This is a genomic window from Clostridium sp. J1101437_171009_A5 (genome assembly GCF_015547905.1).
GTDB lineage: Bacteria > Bacillota > Clostridia > Oscillospirales > Oscillospiraceae > Pseudoflavonifractor_A > Pseudoflavonifractor_A gallinarum.
Window position 1 is genome coordinate 95,461 of record NZ_JADMVY010000005.1, and the last position, 14,284, is coordinate 109,744.

Consider the following 14,284-nt stretch of genomic DNA (forward strand, 5'->3'; position numbering starts at 1 on the left):
ATCATTTTTAAAAAATATTGAAAAAACTATTGACATCTTCAAAAAACAGGACTATACTTTCGCCCATAGTTCAGAGCAAAGGCGTTCTGACCGAAAGGTCGGTTCGCCTTTGTTTTTGTTTTATGAAAGTCCGAAAGGGGAGTCTTGCATGTCGTACAGCAAAGAAGATATCATCCGCATGGTAAAGGATGAAGATGTGGAGTTTATCCGCCTCCAGTTCACCGACATTTTTGGTCAACTGAAAAATGTCGCCATCACCGCATCTCAGATTGAAAAAGCGGTCAACAATCAGATCATGTTCGACGGCTCCTCCATCGAAGGTTTTGTCCGCATCGATGAGTCGGACCAGTACCTCTACCCCGATCTGGACTCCTTTGTCATTTTCCCCTGGCGCCCCAGCCACGGCAAGGTGGCCCGTCTCATCTGCGACGTCTACAACCCGGACGGCACCCCCTTTGCAGGGGATCCCCGCGGTGTGCTCAAGCGGGTCCTGAAGCGGGCCTCCGACATGGGATACGACGCCTTCAACGTAGGCCCCGAGGCCGAGTTTTTCCTCTTCCAGACCGACGACGAGGGCAAGCCCACCACCAAGACCAACGATGAGGCGGGTTACTTCGATCTGGGCCCTCTGGACCACGGCGAGGGCACCCGCCGGGAGATCTGCATGGCGCTGGAGCAGATGGGTTTTGAGATCGAGGCCAGCCACCACGAGGTGGCTCAGGGACAGCACGAGATCGACTTCAAATACGCCGATGCCCTGCGGGCGGCCGACAACATCATGACCTTCAAGCTGGCGGTCAAGACCCTGGCCCAGCGCAACGGGCTCCACGCCACCTTCATGCCCAAGCCCATCTTCGGGATCAACGGCTCCGGCATGCACACCAACATGTCCCTCTTCCGCAACGGGAAGAACGTCTTCTACGACCCCGACGGGGAGAAGGGCCTCTCCAAGGAGGCGTACAGCTTCATCGCCGGTCTGCTCCACCATGTCAAGGGCATGGCGGCCGTGACCAACCCCCTGGTCAACTCCTACAAGCGGCTGGTGCCCGGCTACGAGGCCCCCTGCTACCTGGCCTGGTCGGCCTCCAACCGTTCCGCCCTCATTCGTATTCCCGCCGCCCGCGGCCAGTCCACCCGGGTGGAGCTGCGCTCTCCTGACCCCGCCTGCAACCCCTATCTGGAGCTGGCGGTCTGCCTGGCCGCCGGACTGGACGGCATCGAGCAGGGCATGACGCCCCCCGCCGAGGTGACTGAGAACATCTTCGTCATGGACCAGGCTACCCGGGAGGCCCACGGCATCGAGAGCCTGCCCGGCTCGCTGGAGGAGGCCATCCGCGCCATGCAGGCCGACCCCCTGATTCTGGACACCCTGGGCGAGCACGTGTCGGAAAACTACATCGCCGGAAAAGTCAAGGAGTGGGATGAATACCGCACCCGCGTCAGCTCCTGGGAGTGCGACAAATACATGATCAACTACTGACCGGCACGCCCGGCCCCTGGAGGGAGAGGAATCTATGGAGCAGATCATTCTGGCTTTTGAGCAGGAAAAGACCGCCCGGCGGATCAAAGAGCTTCTGGAGAGCTCCGGCACCGCCGCCTGTCTCCTCTGTACCTCTGCCGACCAGGTGCGCCGGATGGTGTGCAAGCGCCGCATCACCACGGTGGTGTGCGGATACAAGCTGCGGGACCAGTCCGCCCAGCTGCTGGCCGAGGATCTGCCCCCGTTCTGCTCCGTTCTGGTCCTGGCCCCACAGAATCTGTTGGAACTGCTGGAAAATGTGGAGCTCTTTCGTCTCCCCACCCCCGTCACCCGGCGGGACCTCCTCACCACGGTGGAGATGCTTCTGCGGATGGGGCACCGTCTGGAACGGATCCTCGCCCCCCGGCGTCCCACCGAGGAACAGCAGCTGGTGGACCGGGCCAAGCACCTGCTCATGGACCGCAACGGCATGACCGAGGAGCAGGCCCATCGGTTCCTGCAAAAAAACAGTATGGACCACGGCGTGCGGATGAGCCAGACCGCCCAGCTGGTCCTGGACAGTGAAGATCTGGAATAAGACAGAGACAAGGCGGTCTCGTGGCGGCAGTCCGGGAACGCGGCTGCCGCCTTTTTCTATCCCTTACGTGAAAGGAGCGCTATATATGGAGAGAACCGGCTGCCCGCCCCGAGGCCTGTACACCCCCTCCTTCGAGCATGACGCCTGCGGGATCGGCGCGGTGGTGGAGATCAACGGCCAACCCAGCCGCAGAACGGTGGACGACGCCCTGAAGATCGTGGAAAAGCTGGAACACCGGGCCGGAAAGGATGCCACGGGAGAGACCGGCGACGGAGTGGGCATCCTGCTTCAGATCTCCCACCGGTTTTTTGCCGCTGCCGCCCGGGATGCCGGCATCTCTCTCCCCGGCCCGCGCGAGTATGGTGTGGGAATGTTTTTCTTTCCCCAGGACGAGGCGGTCCGCCGCCGCGCCAAAGAGATGTTTGAGGTCCTTACCCGGCGGGAGGGGCTCCCCTTCCTGGGCTGGCGGAAGGTACCGGTCTGCCCGGATATTTTGGGCCGCAAGGCACGGGACAAGATGCCCCGCATCGAACAGGCCTTTGTGGCCAAGCCCGAGTCTCTCCCCACAGGGCTCCCCTTTGACCGGAAGCTCTATCTCCTCCGGCGGGTCTTTGAGCACTCCAACCGGGAGACCTACGTGGTCTCCCTCTCCAGCCGCACCATCGTCTACAAGGGGATGTTCCTGGTGGACCAGCTCCGCCGGTTCTATCCCGATCTCCAGAGCGCCGACTATGAGTCGGCCATCGCCCTGGTCCACTCCCGCTTCTCCACCAACACGAATCCCTCCTGGGAGCGGGCCCACCCCAACCGCCTCATGGCCCACAACGGCGAGATCAACACGATTCGGGGCAACGCCGACCGGATGATGGCCCGGGAGGAGACCATGTCCACCCCCCTGCTGGCCGGAGACATGGACAAGGTCCTGCCGGTGGTCGATCCCTCCGGCTCCGACTCCGCCATGCTGGATAACACGCTGGAATTTCTGATGATGGCGGGCATGGATCTGCCGCTGGCCGTCATGGCCTGTATCCCGGAGCCCTGGCGGGAGGACCGGAACATCTCCCGGGCCAGACGGGATCTGTACCACTACTATTCCACCCTGATGGAGCCCTGGGACGGCCCGGCCGCCATTCTCTTCTCGGATGGCGACCTGGTGGGCGCGGTGCTGGACCGGAACGGTCTGCGTCCCGCCCGCTACTACATCACTGCCGACCACCGGCTCATCCTCTCCTCTGAGGTGGGGGTGCTGGATCTGCCCAGCGGGGAGATCGTCCGCAAGGGCAGGCTCCAGCCCGGGCGGATGCTGCTGGTGGACACCGTGCAGAGACGCATCCGCTCCGACCAGGAGGTAAAGGAGGCCTATGCCGCCCGTCAGCCCTACGGCGAGTGGCTGGACCGGAATCTGCTCCGCCTGCGGGATCTCCCCATCCCCAACCGCCGGGTGGAGCGGCACAGCCGGGAGGAACTGCTCCGCCTGCGCACGGCCTTTGGCTATACCGAGCAGGAGATCACCGACACCATCCTTCCCATGGCGAAGACCGGCGCGGAGCCCACCGCCGCCATGGGCGCCGATGTGCCGCTGGCCGTGCTGGACCCCAAGGATCAGCCGCTCTTCCACTATTTCAAGCAGCTCTTTGCCCAGGTGACCAATCCCCCCATTGACGCCATTCGGGAGGAAGTGGTCACCGACACCACCATCTATGTGGGCGACGACGGCAATCTCCTCCAGGAGTGCGCCGAGAACTGCCGGGTGCTCCAGATCCACAATCCCATCCTCACCTCCACCGACATGATGAAGATCAAGGCCATGGACCAGCCCGGCTTCCGGGTGGAGACCGTGTCCATGCTCCACTATAAGAACACTCCGCTGGACCAGGCCCTGGACCAGCTGGCCCTCTCGGTGGACCGGGCCTGGCGTGCGGGAGCCAATGTGGTCATCCTGTCCGACCGGGGCGTGGATGAAAACCATGTGGCCATCCCCTCCCTGCTGGCCGTGTCCTCCATCGAGCAGCATCTCATCCGCAGCCGCAAGCGCACGGCCGTGTCCATCCTGCTAGAGACCGGCGAGCCCCGGGATGTCCACCACTTTGCCACCCTTCTGGGCTATGGTGCCCGGGCCGTGAATCCCTATCTGGTGGAGGAGACCATCGTGGACCTCATCGAGTCCGGGCAGCTGGACAAGGATTTCCACACTGCCGTGGCCGACTACAACGCCGCCGTGCTCCACGGGATCGTAAAGATCGCCGCCAAAATGGGGATCTCCACCCTCCAGTCCTACCAGTCCGCCCAGATCTTCGAGGCGGTGGGCATCCGACAGGAGGTCATCGACCGCCACTTCACCAACACGGTCTCCCGGGTGGGCGGGATCGGCCTGGAGGAGATCGGCGCCATGGCTGAGCGCAATCACTCCCGGGCCTTCCAGACTCCGCCCGGTACGCCGCCCTCCCCCCAGGTCACCCGGGAGGACCGCCAGGACCACCTCTTCAACCCCCAGACCATCCGTCTCTTGCGGGAGGCCACCCACCAGGGCAGCTATGAGACCTTCCGGCAGTACACCGCCCTGGTAGATGACGAGACCAGGCCCCGCACCCTGCGCGGTCTGCTGGAATTCCGCTATGCCGCCCAGCCCATCCCGCTGGATGAGGTGGAGAGCGTGGACGCCATCGTCCGGCGCTTCCGGACCGGGGCCATGAGCTACGGTTCCATCTCCCCGGAGGCCCACGAGTGTTTGGCCCTGGCCATGAACCAGCTGGGCGGGCGGTCCAACTCGGGCGAGGGCGGTGAGGAGCCCGACCGCCTCCGTGACCCCGCCCGCAACTCAGCCATCAAACAGGTGGCCTCCGGCCGCTTTGGGGTCACCAGCGAATATCTGGTCAGCGCGGAGGAGCTCCAGATCAAGCTGGCCCAGGGGGCCAAGCCCGGGGAGGGCGGCCATCTTCCGGCCGGAAAGGTCTATCCCTGGATCGCCCGGTGCCGCCACGCCACCCCCGGTGTCCCCCTCATCTCGCCGCCGCCCCATCACGATATCTACTCCATCGAGGATCTGGCCCAGCTCATCTATGATCTGAAATGCGCCAATCGCAGGGCCTCCATCTCGGTCAAACTGGTCAGCGAGGCCGGTGTGGGGACGGTGGCCGCCGGCGCGGCCAAGGCAGGGGCTCAGGCCATCCTCATCTCCGGCTATGACGGCGGAACCGGAGCCGCGCCCCGCACCTCCATCTACAATGCCGGTCTGCCCTGGGAGCTGGGTCTTGCCGAGGCCCACCAGACCCTCATCCAGAACGATCTGCGTACCCGGGTCATGCTGGAGGTGGACGGCAAGCTCATGTCCGGCCGGGACGTGGCCATCGCCTGTATGCTGGGCGCCGAGACCTTCGGCTTTGCCACCGCCCCGCTGGTGGCTCTGGGCTGCGTGATGAAGCGGGTGTGCAACCTGGACACCTGCCCTGTGGGCGTGGCCACCCAGAATCCGGAGCTGCGCAAACGCTTCCGGGGCAAGGCGGAGTATGTGGTAAATTTCATGCGCTTCATCGCCCAGGAGCTGCGGGAATACATGGCGCAGCTGGGCGTACGCACCGTGGAGGAGCTGGTGGGGCGCACCGACCTGCTGGCTGTCCGCTCCCCTGCCGCCAATCCCCGCTCTGCCACGGTGGATCTGTCCCGCCTCCTCCAGAACCCCTGCACCGCGCAGGATGAGCAGCACTTTCAGCCAAGCGATGTCTACGACTTTCACCTGGAGAACACCGTGGACCGGAAGGTTCTGGAGCCCGCTCTGGGGAAGGATCTGGCCGCCGGACACCCCCGCACACTCTCTATCTCCGTCTCCTCCACCGACCGGGCCGTGGGTACTCAGCTGGGCTCGGAGATCACCCGTCTCCACGGGAACAATCTGCCTGAGGACACCTTCCGCATCCACTGTACCGGCGGGGGTGGCCAGTCTTTCGGCGCGTTTCTGCCCCGGGGCCTGACCCTGGAGCTGGAAGGCGACGCCAACGACTATCTGGGCAAGGGGCTCTCCGGCGGCAAGCTGGTGGTCTACCCACCCCGGGACAGTCGGTTTGATCCGGCCGAAAATATTCTGGTGGGCAATGTGGCCCTCTACGGCGCCACCAGCGGTACCGCCTTCCTCAACGGTGTGGCTGGGGAGCGCTTTTGCGTGCGCAACTCCGGTGCAACCGCTGTGGTCGAGGGGACCGGAGACCACGGCTGTGAGTACATGACCGGCGGCCGGGTGGTGATCCTGGGTCCTACCGGCAAAAACTTTGCCGCCGGCATGAGCGGCGGCATCGCCTATGTGCTGGATGAGCACCGGGACCTGTACCTTCGCATCAACAAGGAACTGGTATCCATGGACCCGGTGAGCGACCCACAGGATGCCGCAGAGCTGCGTGCTCTCATCCAGGCACACGCCGCGGCCACCGGCTCCCCCAGAGCCAAAGCCATTCTGACCGAGTTTGAAGGGTACCTGCCCCGGTTCAAGAAAATCCTCCCTCGGGATTATGACCGCATGCTCCATGCCATTGCAGCCTATGAGGCCCAGGGTATGGGCCGGGAAGAGGCTGAAATGGCAGCCTTCTATGCCTCCCAGACATCCCGCACGCCAACCTGATTCCCTCTCTTCCATTCTCTCCTATCGAAGTGAAAGCCAGCGTCCAAAGGACGCTGGCTTCCACTCTGATACTCCCCTTACTCTTCTACTCTTTTAAGGATGCGTAGGGTCCTCTTTCCCTCCGCCCTTCATTTTGGACCGGATCAGTCCGCCGATCCCCCGGCTGATGAGAGCATAGGGACGGTAGATTCTGCAGGGGAAATAATAGGGCCGGTCCACCCATCCCTTCTCCTCCCAGTAGGCCCGATCCAGCTTTCCCAGGAAGAGGGCCATGGATTTCTGCACCTCAAAGTCGATCATCTGGCCCAGCGAGGGGGAGTAGCGCTCCGGCTGCTCCATCAGGCATACGAATCGCTCCACCTCCCGCTCGGAGATCTTCCGGTCCTGATTGAAGATAGTCCGCCCCACCTTTCCCGCCGGCATGGCTCCCCACTGTACCGCAATGCTCTCCAGATAGGACAGGGTCTTTTTCAGTCCCGACCCCTTGGTGCTGGCTACCGCCAACATTGGCTTGCCCGTGAGGACCGGGCGGTGATACCACCGGCAGGTCCGGTCCAGAAAGGTCTTCAATTTTCCCGACACCTGCTGGAGATAGACCGGCGAGGCGAGGATCACGCCATCTGCCTCCGCGAGGCGTTCCATCAGCTCCTCCGCGCCATCCTTCCACACGCATTCCCCATTCAGAATGCAGCGGTCACAGCCCGCGCAGAATTGAATGTCATACCGGTAGAGCTCGATCACCTCCAGAGCGATCCCGTGCTTCGCCAAGATCTCCCCGATTTCCCCCAGCAGACGGAAGGTATTCTGTCTCCTCTGGGCGCCAAGCAACGCCACTGCCTTTTTCATTCCTACTCCTCTCCAACCCGGTTTTCCTATGGCAGCCATCATCTGCCCCAACCTAAGGATATTCCGCAGTTTCTTCCACAAACCGCAAAAGGCTGCCGCCAAGGGGCGGCAGCCTTTGCTCACATCCGCAGCGTCTCCTTCAGGGCCAGGACACGCGCCTCGATCTTGGCAATGGTCTCTGCGAAAACCTCATCCCCCTTGCCGGTGGGGTCATCCAGTCCCCAGTTCTCGGCATACTGGAAGGGGAGATTGGGGCAGCTCACATTGCAGCCCATGAAGATCACCACATCCGGCTGAGGGATGTCAAAAATCAGCTTGTTGTACTGCGTCTCCTCCATATCGATGCCGTGGAGGGCCTTCATCATGCGCACTGCGTCCGGATTGATATGGTCCTTCAATTCGGTACCGGCGGAGTAGCTCTCAAACACGTCGCTGGCCAATTTCTTGCCCAGGGCCTCCGCCATCTGGCTGCGGCAGGAGTTATGGACGCAGACAAAGGCCACCTTGGGCTTGCCCTGGCATACGATCTGGGGCCGGGTGCGCTCCGCGCCGCACTCCATGCCCGGATTCCAGCTTTCACTCATTGCTTCGCGCCCCGTTCTTCCTCCAGAATGATCTTTGCCGTCTCATAGGCCATCTCGCCCGTGAAGGCGATGCACTGCTCCATGTGCTCCTTGGAGCCCTTCTCCATCCCCTTGGTCAGCACTTTACAGCAGCTGACCTTGTGCCGCTGGCAGAAGATCTGATAGAGCTTTGCGCTCAGAGCCATGGCCCGGTCCACACTGGGGTCCTTTCCCTCCGTTCTGCCGTAGACCAGACCGATGGTCAGGATACCGCCCGTCAGCGCACCGCAGGTACAGCCCATACCGCCCATGCCCACGGGAAAACCGGAGGCCATTTTCACCGCCTCCGCTGGTGCATCGATCTCCAGCTCCTCCACCACGGTCTTTACTACCGCCTCGGAGCAGTAGAATTCCCCCTTGCGGTAGTACTCCTCCGCCCGCGCCCGGATCTGATCCAGATCTGCCTCCAACCTCATAACTCAAACCTCCTGTATTTCTGGCTGATTTCTGTGCCTATTAAACCACACCAGTGTACGATTTGCAATGGATCAGACCAACAGGAACTGGATCGCATTAAAGAAATACCCTACCACCACGATTCCAATAATGCAGATGGCAATAAAGGTGCCCAGCAGTCTGGGTTTGACCGCCTTTTTCAGCATGATCATGGAGGGCAGGCTCAGGGTGGTGACTGCCATCATGAAGGAAAGGATGGTCCCCAACCCGGCGCCCTTGAAGAGCAGACTCTCTGCCACGGGGATGGTTCCGAAGATGTCGGCATACATGGGGACGCCCACCAGGGTGGCCAAAATCACGGCAAAGGGATTGTCCCCGCCCAGGACCCGCTCCACCCACGCCTGGGGCACCACATTATGGATCAGCGCGCCGATCCCAACTCCGATCAGAATGTAGGGGGCCACCTTCCGAATCGTGCCTAAAAGCTGCTCTTTCGCATAGAGCACCCGGTCGCGGCGGGTAAGTTTTCGGCCTTCCACTTCAATGTGGGGAGCGTTTTTGATGAAGTCCTCCACGTAGCGGTCCATCTTCAGCTTTTCGATTACGGTTCCGCCGATGACGGCAATGACCAGTCCCAGGAGCACATAAACCACAGCCACTCTGGCCCCAAAGATGCTCATCAGCAGCACCAGGGACCCCAGGTCCACCATGGGGGAGGAGATCAGGAAGGAGAAGGTCACCCCCACCGGAAGGCCCGCGCTGGTAAAGCCCATAAAAATGGGGATGGACGAACAGGAGCAGAAGGGAGTCACGGTCCCCAGCAGGGCTGCCACCGAATTGGCGCCGATCCCGTGGAATCGTCCCAAGATGCGCTTGGTGCGCTCCGGGGGAAAATAGCTCTGGATATAGGAGATCCCAAAAATCAGCACCGAGAGCAGCACAAAAATTTTAATGGTGTCGTAGATAAAAAATTGCAGGGCGCCCCCCAACATGGAATCGGTGGAAAGTCCGGCGGCGGTAAGCCCGTGTCCTACCAGCGCTTTGAGCCATTGCATGCCCAGGATCTGGTCCTGGAAAAACAGCCAGGCCGTGCGAAGTACTTCCATTTCTTTGTCTCCTCTCCTCGGAAAACAGTTCTAAAATTTTCGATTTTACTTTCAAAAGAAAAGCCATCGCGTATGGGATGGCTCTTATCCTTGGCAGGTACAGTTCGTTTCTGCACTGGTATTTACTTCCGTGAGACATTGCAGCAGCTCTTTTGCATACCGGCTGCCCGCTTCACTGATTCCGTAGTGGGTCCACTTGCCCTCCACACGGCCCACCACGATACCCGAATCACACAGGATCTTCATGTGATAGGACAGCGTGGACTGGCTGATGTTCAGGTCTTCCAGCAGGACGCAGGAGCATTTTTCCCCACTGCGGAGCAATTCCAGGATCTGCAGGCGGTTCACATCGCAGAAGGCTTTGAATACCTTTGCGTCCGCCCCGTGGTCACGCATGGTATCCCTCCTTTCCAATCGATTCTATTCGAATTGATTCTCAGTATACCTTTCAAATCGAAAAAAGTCAATCTATTTCTTCGCCTCGTCCTCATTGCATTCGGAGGTATTCTGTACTATGATAGAGTTACAAATGTAACACGCTCCATCACAGGGGGTATTTATGGACCGCAATCAGGAAAAATTGCAAAAACTGGCCTATGTCGCCCAGCGCTACTATCTGGATGACTGGAAGCAGAGCGACATCGCCGCGGAACTGGGTGTGTCCCGCCCCCTGGTCAGCCGGATGCTCCACGAGGCCCGCGCCCTCGGCGTGGTCAAGATCATCGTCTGTCCCCCCGCCTCCGACGCAAACTCGCTGCTGGAACAGCTGCGGCTGTCCTCCTCCATCCGGGACGGCGTTCTGGTGGAGGACGGCAAAGACGACGACGCCACCAACCAGCTGCTCTCTCAGGGTGCGGTACAGCTTCTGTGGCAGCTCCGCTCCCGGCATCTGGGGATCGGCTGGGGCCATCTGATCGGACAGCTGGTCACCTGGCTGGAGGCACATCCCCAGCTGGGCAGTACCGTCACCGATATCTGCCCCCTGGTGGGCAATGCCAGCATCCCCGCCCGCAATTACCAGTCCAACGAGAATGTCCGCCTCATCGCCCAGCAGCTGGGGGCCACCCCCCACTTTATCTATCTCCCCGCCCTGCCGGACAGCCTGGAGGAAAAGCATCTGCTCTGCTCCACTGAGATCTATCGGCAGATCCAGTTCCAGTGGAACAAGATGGACACCGCCCTGGTGAACATCGGAAACTATCCCTCCAGCCCGGACTTTGCCTCCCTGGTCCGCTATGGCAGCTTGCTCCAGGAGGAGCACACCTGCGGGCGGTTACTGGTCTACTATTTCAATGCCGACGGGAAGGTCATCCAGTCGGAGCAGGATTTTGCCATCCAGATCCCGCTGGATACGCTCAAGCGCTGTCCCAACATCGTGGGCGTCTGCTCCGCTAATACCAGCGCCAAGGCACTGCGCGGCGCGCTGAAGTCGGGGCTTCTGACCCACCTGGTGGCCCGGGCCGATCTCGTCCGCGAGGCATTGAACTAATTTCATTTCAAATGTAACTCTTTCCTTCGGAATTTCTTCCGTTGGAAAGAGTTCTTTTTATTTGTTGCACAATTTTTAGTAATATGTTTTATAATTTATATAGAATCTGCACATCATCAATTGACTTTTGTTACACATAGAGATAAGATGATTGCACATAAGTAACACCCAATGTGTCGCTCTCCTATCTGTACACACCGGAACGGTCTATCTTTGTCTGATCGGAAAGAAGGAATCGCACCATGAAAAAGACAGAACTCGCCGCACGGTTTCAGCATGCCTGCGCCTGTGTCACTGCCGCAGAGCAGATTTTGACGGAAATCGACTCCAAATTCGGCGACGCGGACCACGGTCTCACCATGAACAAAATTGCAGGCGCCATCGCACAGGCCATAGAGGAGTCCGAGGGCGGGATCCAGTCCATGCTGGATGATGCCGCTATGGCGGTCATGGTCCTCAACGGCGGCAGCGCAGTCCCCCTCTGGAACACCTGGCTGGACGGCATGCAGGAGGCCGCCCCCGCTGGTGACGAGATCGACGTTCCCGGCCTCCAGGCCATGTTTGCCCATGGATTTGAGGCTCTGGACGACATCTCCGGGGCCAAGGTTGGCGATAAGACCATGATGGACGCTCTGATCCCGGCCAGTCAGGCCATTGCCGCCTACACGGGACAGGACGAAAGCAAGCTCTTTACCCTGGCGGCCCAGGCGGCCCACGACGGTGCCGAGGCCACCAAACAGTTTACTGCAAAATTCGGCCGGGCCAAGAGCTACGGGGAGCAGACCATCGGCACCCCCGACGCCGGCGCCACTTCAATGGCCCTCTTTTTCCAGGGCCTGGCCCAGAGCTGAATCAATCTGCTATTTTAACCGGGAGGTAATGTCACATGAAAATGAAGAAGTTTATCAATGCCCCTGAGACCATCACGGACGAGGAACTGATCGGACTGGGCATGGCCTATCCCGATATCCTGGACGTGGACGGCCATCTGGTCATCAGCAAAGACCTGGCAAATGCTGACCGCGTGACCATCGTCACCTACGGCGGCTCCGGCCATGAGCCCGCCCAGGCCGGTTTCGTGGGCAAGGGCATGCTGGACGTGCAGGCCGTGGGCGATATCTTCGCCGCCCCCAACGCCAAGCTGGTCTTTGACGCCATGAAGCTGGCCGACAAGGGCCACGGCGTACTGCTCCTCACCCTGAACTACGCGGGCGACCAGCTGGCCGGCAAGCAGGCCATCAAGCTGGCCCAGAAGGCGGGCCTCAACTTCCGCCAGGTGGTCACCGGGGAAGAGGTCCAGTACGACCCCAACGGCGAGGACAACAAGCGCGGCCTGGCCGGCGCGGTGGCTCTCTACCACATTGCAGCCGCCGCTGCCCGGGAGGGCAAGAGCCTGGACGAGGTGGCCGAGATCGCCCAGCGCTATGCGGATAACATGGCCTCCATCACGGTCAAATCCACCGACGCCACCCATCCCCAGAACGGCATGTCCTTCGGCGACCTGGGTGAGACCGACATGATGGAGATCGGCGCAGGCCAGCACGGCGAGGGCGGCGGTGTCCGGGTTCCCATGATGTCCTCCAAGGACACGGTGGCCACAGTGGCCGAGGCCCTGAGCAAGAAGCTGGACCTAAAGGCGGGCGACAAGACCTTTGTGATGATCAACGGCTGCGGCGCCACCACCATGATGGAGATGCTGGTGCTCTTTAAAGACACGGTGGAGTTCCTGAAGGCCAAGGGCGTAGAGGTAGTCGCCAGCATGGTGGGCGAGATCCTCACGGTCCAGGAGGCCGGCGGCTTCCAGATGAACATCGCCAAGTGGGACGAGGAGTTCATCCGTCTGTGGAATACCCCCTGTCACACCCCCGCATACAGCAAGGAGTAAGTTATGGCAGATAACATTGGAAACAAGGCCGCCCACGATTACCACCTGGACACCCCCGTGGCCCTGGATGGCTTCTTCGTCAAGGGCGCGGCCCACAGCGACTGGGGCATGCAGAACCGTCTGGCCCGACTCTTCAACCCGAAGTCCGGCAATACCGTCATGCTGGCCTTTGACCACGGCTATATCATGGGCCCCACCGCCGGTCTGGAGCGGATCGACCTGGTCATTCCGCCCCTCATCCCCTATGTGGACGTACTCATGGGCACCAAGGGAGTCATCCGCTCCTGCATCTCCCCTGCCGCCCGGGTGGCCAAGTGCGTGCGGGTCACCTACGACACCACCGTCCTCTTTGATGAGATGTCCAACGGAGGCGGCATCGCCTGCGACATCGAAAATGCCATCCGCATGAACGCCGACTGTATGGCCGTGCAGACCTTCCTGGGTGCCCCCGGCGAGTCCCGCTCTCTGGAGCTCCTCGCCCGCACCGCCGACGCCGGAACCAAATACGGCATCCCCACCCTGGGTGTGGTGGCCGTTGGCAAGCAGATGGAGCGCACCGAGAAGTTCTTCCAGCTGGCCACCCGCGTGCTGGCCGAAAACGGCGCCAATATCGTCAAGAGCTACTACTGTGAGGGCTTTGAGCGGGTGGCCGCCGCCTGCCCGGTGCCCATCGTCATTGCCGGCGGCAAGAAGCTGCCCGAACTGGAGGCTCTGGAGATGGCCTACCGCGCCATCCAGGAAGGAGCCCACGGCGTGGATATGGGCCGGAACATCTTCCAGTCTGACTGTCCCACCGGTATGGCCCAGGCCATCGGCGCGGTGGTCCACCAGGGCAGCACCCCCAAGGAGGCCTTCCAGGTCTATGAGGCCGTGAAAAACGGGGAAATTTGATTTCAAATCGTATAGGAGGCATTATTATGTCCGCTGAGTATATGCATATTGGTATCCCCGTCACCAACCGCAAGCCCAACATGACCTACAATGCAGAGGCCAAATTCTGGGTAAGCTGCGTGGATGACTATGACTACAAGATCGAATATCTGAAGTTTGAGGAGGGCACCCCCTTCCCCGAGGACATCCACCGCAACCCCCATGTGGCCTATAAGGTGGACAATCTGGAGAAGTACATCGCCGATGCCGACCGCGTCATCTGCGGCCCCATGCCCGCCGGGGAAAAGGACCGCCTGGCCTTCGTGTGGAAGGACGGTGCGATCATCGAGCTCTATGAGGCAAATTGAGACTTCTCATCGGGCAGTCCTCGTCACTCCGCTCT

Annotated in this window: 13 protein-coding genes; 8 read left to right on the plus strand and 5 right to left on the minus strand. The window is 60.9% G+C overall.

The genetic code is table 11. The features are described from left to right. Positions 1 to 148: 148 nt before the first annotated feature. The 3 genes from glnA (at position 149) to gltB (ending at position 6,666) form a co-directional block, all read left to right on the plus strand. On the plus strand, positions 149 to 1,480 hold the full coding sequence (gene glnA / locus I2C21_RS08745; protein ID WP_195279035.1) for a type I glutamate--ammonia ligase: 1,332 nt from the start codon (positions 149 to 151) through the stop codon (positions 1,478 to 1,480). Between the two features lie 34 nt (positions 1,481 to 1,514). Continuing rightward, on the plus strand, positions 1,515 to 2,057 hold the full coding sequence (locus I2C21_RS08750) for an ANTAR domain-containing response regulator (RefSeq protein ID WP_186964208.1): 543 nt from the start codon (positions 1,515 to 1,517) through the stop codon (positions 2,055 to 2,057). 85 nt (positions 2,058 to 2,142) lie between these two features. Further along, the gene (gene gltB / locus I2C21_RS08755) at positions 2,143 to 6,666 is read left to right on the plus strand and encodes a glutamate synthase large subunit (RefSeq protein ID WP_195279036.1); all 4,524 of its coding nucleotides are present in this window, start codon (positions 2,143 to 2,145) and stop codon (positions 6,664 to 6,666) included. A 93-nt stretch (positions 6,667 to 6,759) separates the two neighbouring features. On the opposite strand, the gene I2C21_RS08760 is transcribed toward gltB, so the two are convergent. The 5 genes from I2C21_RS08760 to I2C21_RS08780 all read right to left on the minus strand — a co-directional run bounded on the left by I2C21_RS08760 (position 6,760) and on the right by I2C21_RS08780 (position 10,033). Beyond that, positions 6,760 to 7,512 carry a flavodoxin family protein gene (locus tag I2C21_RS08760; RefSeq protein ID WP_195279037.1) on the minus strand — a complete coding sequence of 251 codons (753 nt, stop codon included), beginning with the start codon at positions 7,510 to 7,512 and terminating at the stop codon, positions 6,760 to 6,762. A 119-nt stretch (positions 7,513 to 7,631) separates the two neighbouring features. After that, a complete protein-coding gene (locus I2C21_RS08765) occupies positions 7,632 to 8,072 on the minus strand; it encodes an arsenate reductase ArsC (RefSeq protein WP_101692648.1) in 441 nt (146 codons plus the stop codon). 20 nt (positions 8,073 to 8,092) lie between these two features. Then, entirely contained in the window at positions 8,093 to 8,551 is a 459-nt protein-coding gene (locus I2C21_RS08770; protein ID WP_101692149.1) for a C-GCAxxG-C-C family (seleno)protein, read from the minus strand. Positions 8,552 to 8,623: 72 nt separating this feature from the next. Continuing rightward, positions 8,624 to 9,637, minus strand: a complete 1,014-nt coding sequence (locus I2C21_RS08775; protein ID WP_186964211.1) for a permease — start codon at positions 9,635 to 9,637, stop codon at positions 8,624 to 8,626. 84 nt (positions 9,638 to 9,721) lie between these two features. Then, positions 9,722 to 10,033 (minus strand): ArsR/SmtB family transcription factor, encoded by a 312-nt coding sequence (locus I2C21_RS08780; protein ID WP_195279038.1) that lies wholly within the window; start codon positions 10,031 to 10,033, stop codon positions 9,722 to 9,724. Positions 10,034 to 10,196: 163 nt separating this feature from the next. Between I2C21_RS08780 and I2C21_RS08785 the strand changes: the two genes are divergently transcribed. From I2C21_RS08785 to I2C21_RS08805, 5 genes are all read left to right on the plus strand, one after another. After that, positions 10,197 to 11,126 carry a sugar-binding transcriptional regulator gene (locus tag I2C21_RS08785; RefSeq protein WP_195279039.1) on the plus strand — a complete coding sequence of 310 codons (930 nt, stop codon included), beginning with the start codon at positions 10,197 to 10,199 and terminating at the stop codon, positions 11,124 to 11,126. Between the two features lie 242 nt (positions 11,127 to 11,368). Further along, positions 11,369 to 11,977, plus strand: a complete 609-nt coding sequence (locus I2C21_RS08790) for a DAK2 domain-containing protein (RefSeq protein ID WP_195279040.1) — start codon at positions 11,369 to 11,371, stop codon at positions 11,975 to 11,977. 35 nt (positions 11,978 to 12,012) lie between these two features. Then, positions 12,013 to 13,011, plus strand: coding sequence for a dihydroxyacetone kinase subunit DhaK (locus tag I2C21_RS08795; protein ID WP_101692154.1), 999 nt, complete (start codon positions 12,013 to 12,015; stop codon positions 13,009 to 13,011). 3 nt (positions 13,012 to 13,014) lie between these two features. Then, complete coding sequence (gene lsrF, locus I2C21_RS08800) at positions 13,015 to 13,902, plus strand: 3-hydroxy-5-phosphonooxypentane-2,4-dione thiolase (RefSeq protein WP_195279041.1); 888 nt, start codon at positions 13,015 to 13,017, stop codon at positions 13,900 to 13,902. 26 nt (positions 13,903 to 13,928) lie between these two features. Further along, a complete protein-coding gene (locus I2C21_RS08805) occupies positions 13,929 to 14,249 on the plus strand; it encodes a hypothetical protein (RefSeq protein ID WP_101692156.1) in 321 nt (106 codons plus the stop codon). Positions 14,250 to 14,284 lie beyond the last annotated feature (35 nt).

Bases quoted from the DNA above. Each gene is read 5' to 3' on its own strand.
- glnA (WP_195279035.1), top strand. From the start codon at position 149: ATGTCGTACAGCAAAGAAGATATCATCCGCATGGTAAAGGATGAAGAT.
- I2C21_RS08805 (WP_101692156.1), top strand. From the start codon at position 13,929: ATGTCCGCTGAGTATATGCATATTGGTATCCCCGTCACCAACCGCAAG.
- lsrF (WP_195279041.1), top strand. From the start codon at position 13,015: ATGGCAGATAACATTGGAAACAAGGCCGCCCACGATTACCACCTGGAC.
- I2C21_RS08795 (WP_101692154.1), top strand. From the start codon at position 12,013: ATGAAAATGAAGAAGTTTATCAATGCCCCTGAGACCATCACGGACGAG.
- I2C21_RS08770 (WP_101692149.1), bottom strand. From the start codon at position 8,551: ATGAGGTTGGAGGCAGATCTGGATCAGATCCGGGCGCGGGCGGAGGAG.
- I2C21_RS08760 (WP_195279037.1), bottom strand. From the start codon at position 7,512: ATGAAAAAGGCAGTGGCGTTGCTTGGCGCCCAGAGGAGACAGAATACC.
- I2C21_RS08750 (WP_186964208.1), top strand. From the start codon at position 1,515: ATGGAGCAGATCATTCTGGCTTTTGAGCAGGAAAAGACCGCCCGGCGG.
- I2C21_RS08790 (WP_195279040.1), top strand. From the start codon at position 11,369: ATGAAAAAGACAGAACTCGCCGCACGGTTTCAGCATGCCTGCGCCTGT.
- I2C21_RS08765 (WP_101692648.1), bottom strand. From the start codon at position 8,072: ATGGAGTGCGGCGCGGAGCGCACCCGGCCCCAGATCGTATGCCAGGGC.
- I2C21_RS08775 (WP_186964211.1), bottom strand. From the start codon at position 9,637: ATGGAAGTACTTCGCACGGCCTGGCTGTTTTTCCAGGACCAGATCCTG.
- I2C21_RS08785 (WP_195279039.1), top strand. From the start codon at position 10,197: ATGGACCGCAATCAGGAAAAATTGCAAAAACTGGCCTATGTCGCCCAG.
- gltB (WP_195279036.1), top strand. From the start codon at position 2,143: ATGGAGAGAACCGGCTGCCCGCCCCGAGGCCTGTACACCCCCTCCTTC.
- I2C21_RS08780 (WP_195279038.1), bottom strand. From the start codon at position 10,033: ATGCGTGACCACGGGGCGGACGCAAAGGTATTCAAAGCCTTCTGCGAT.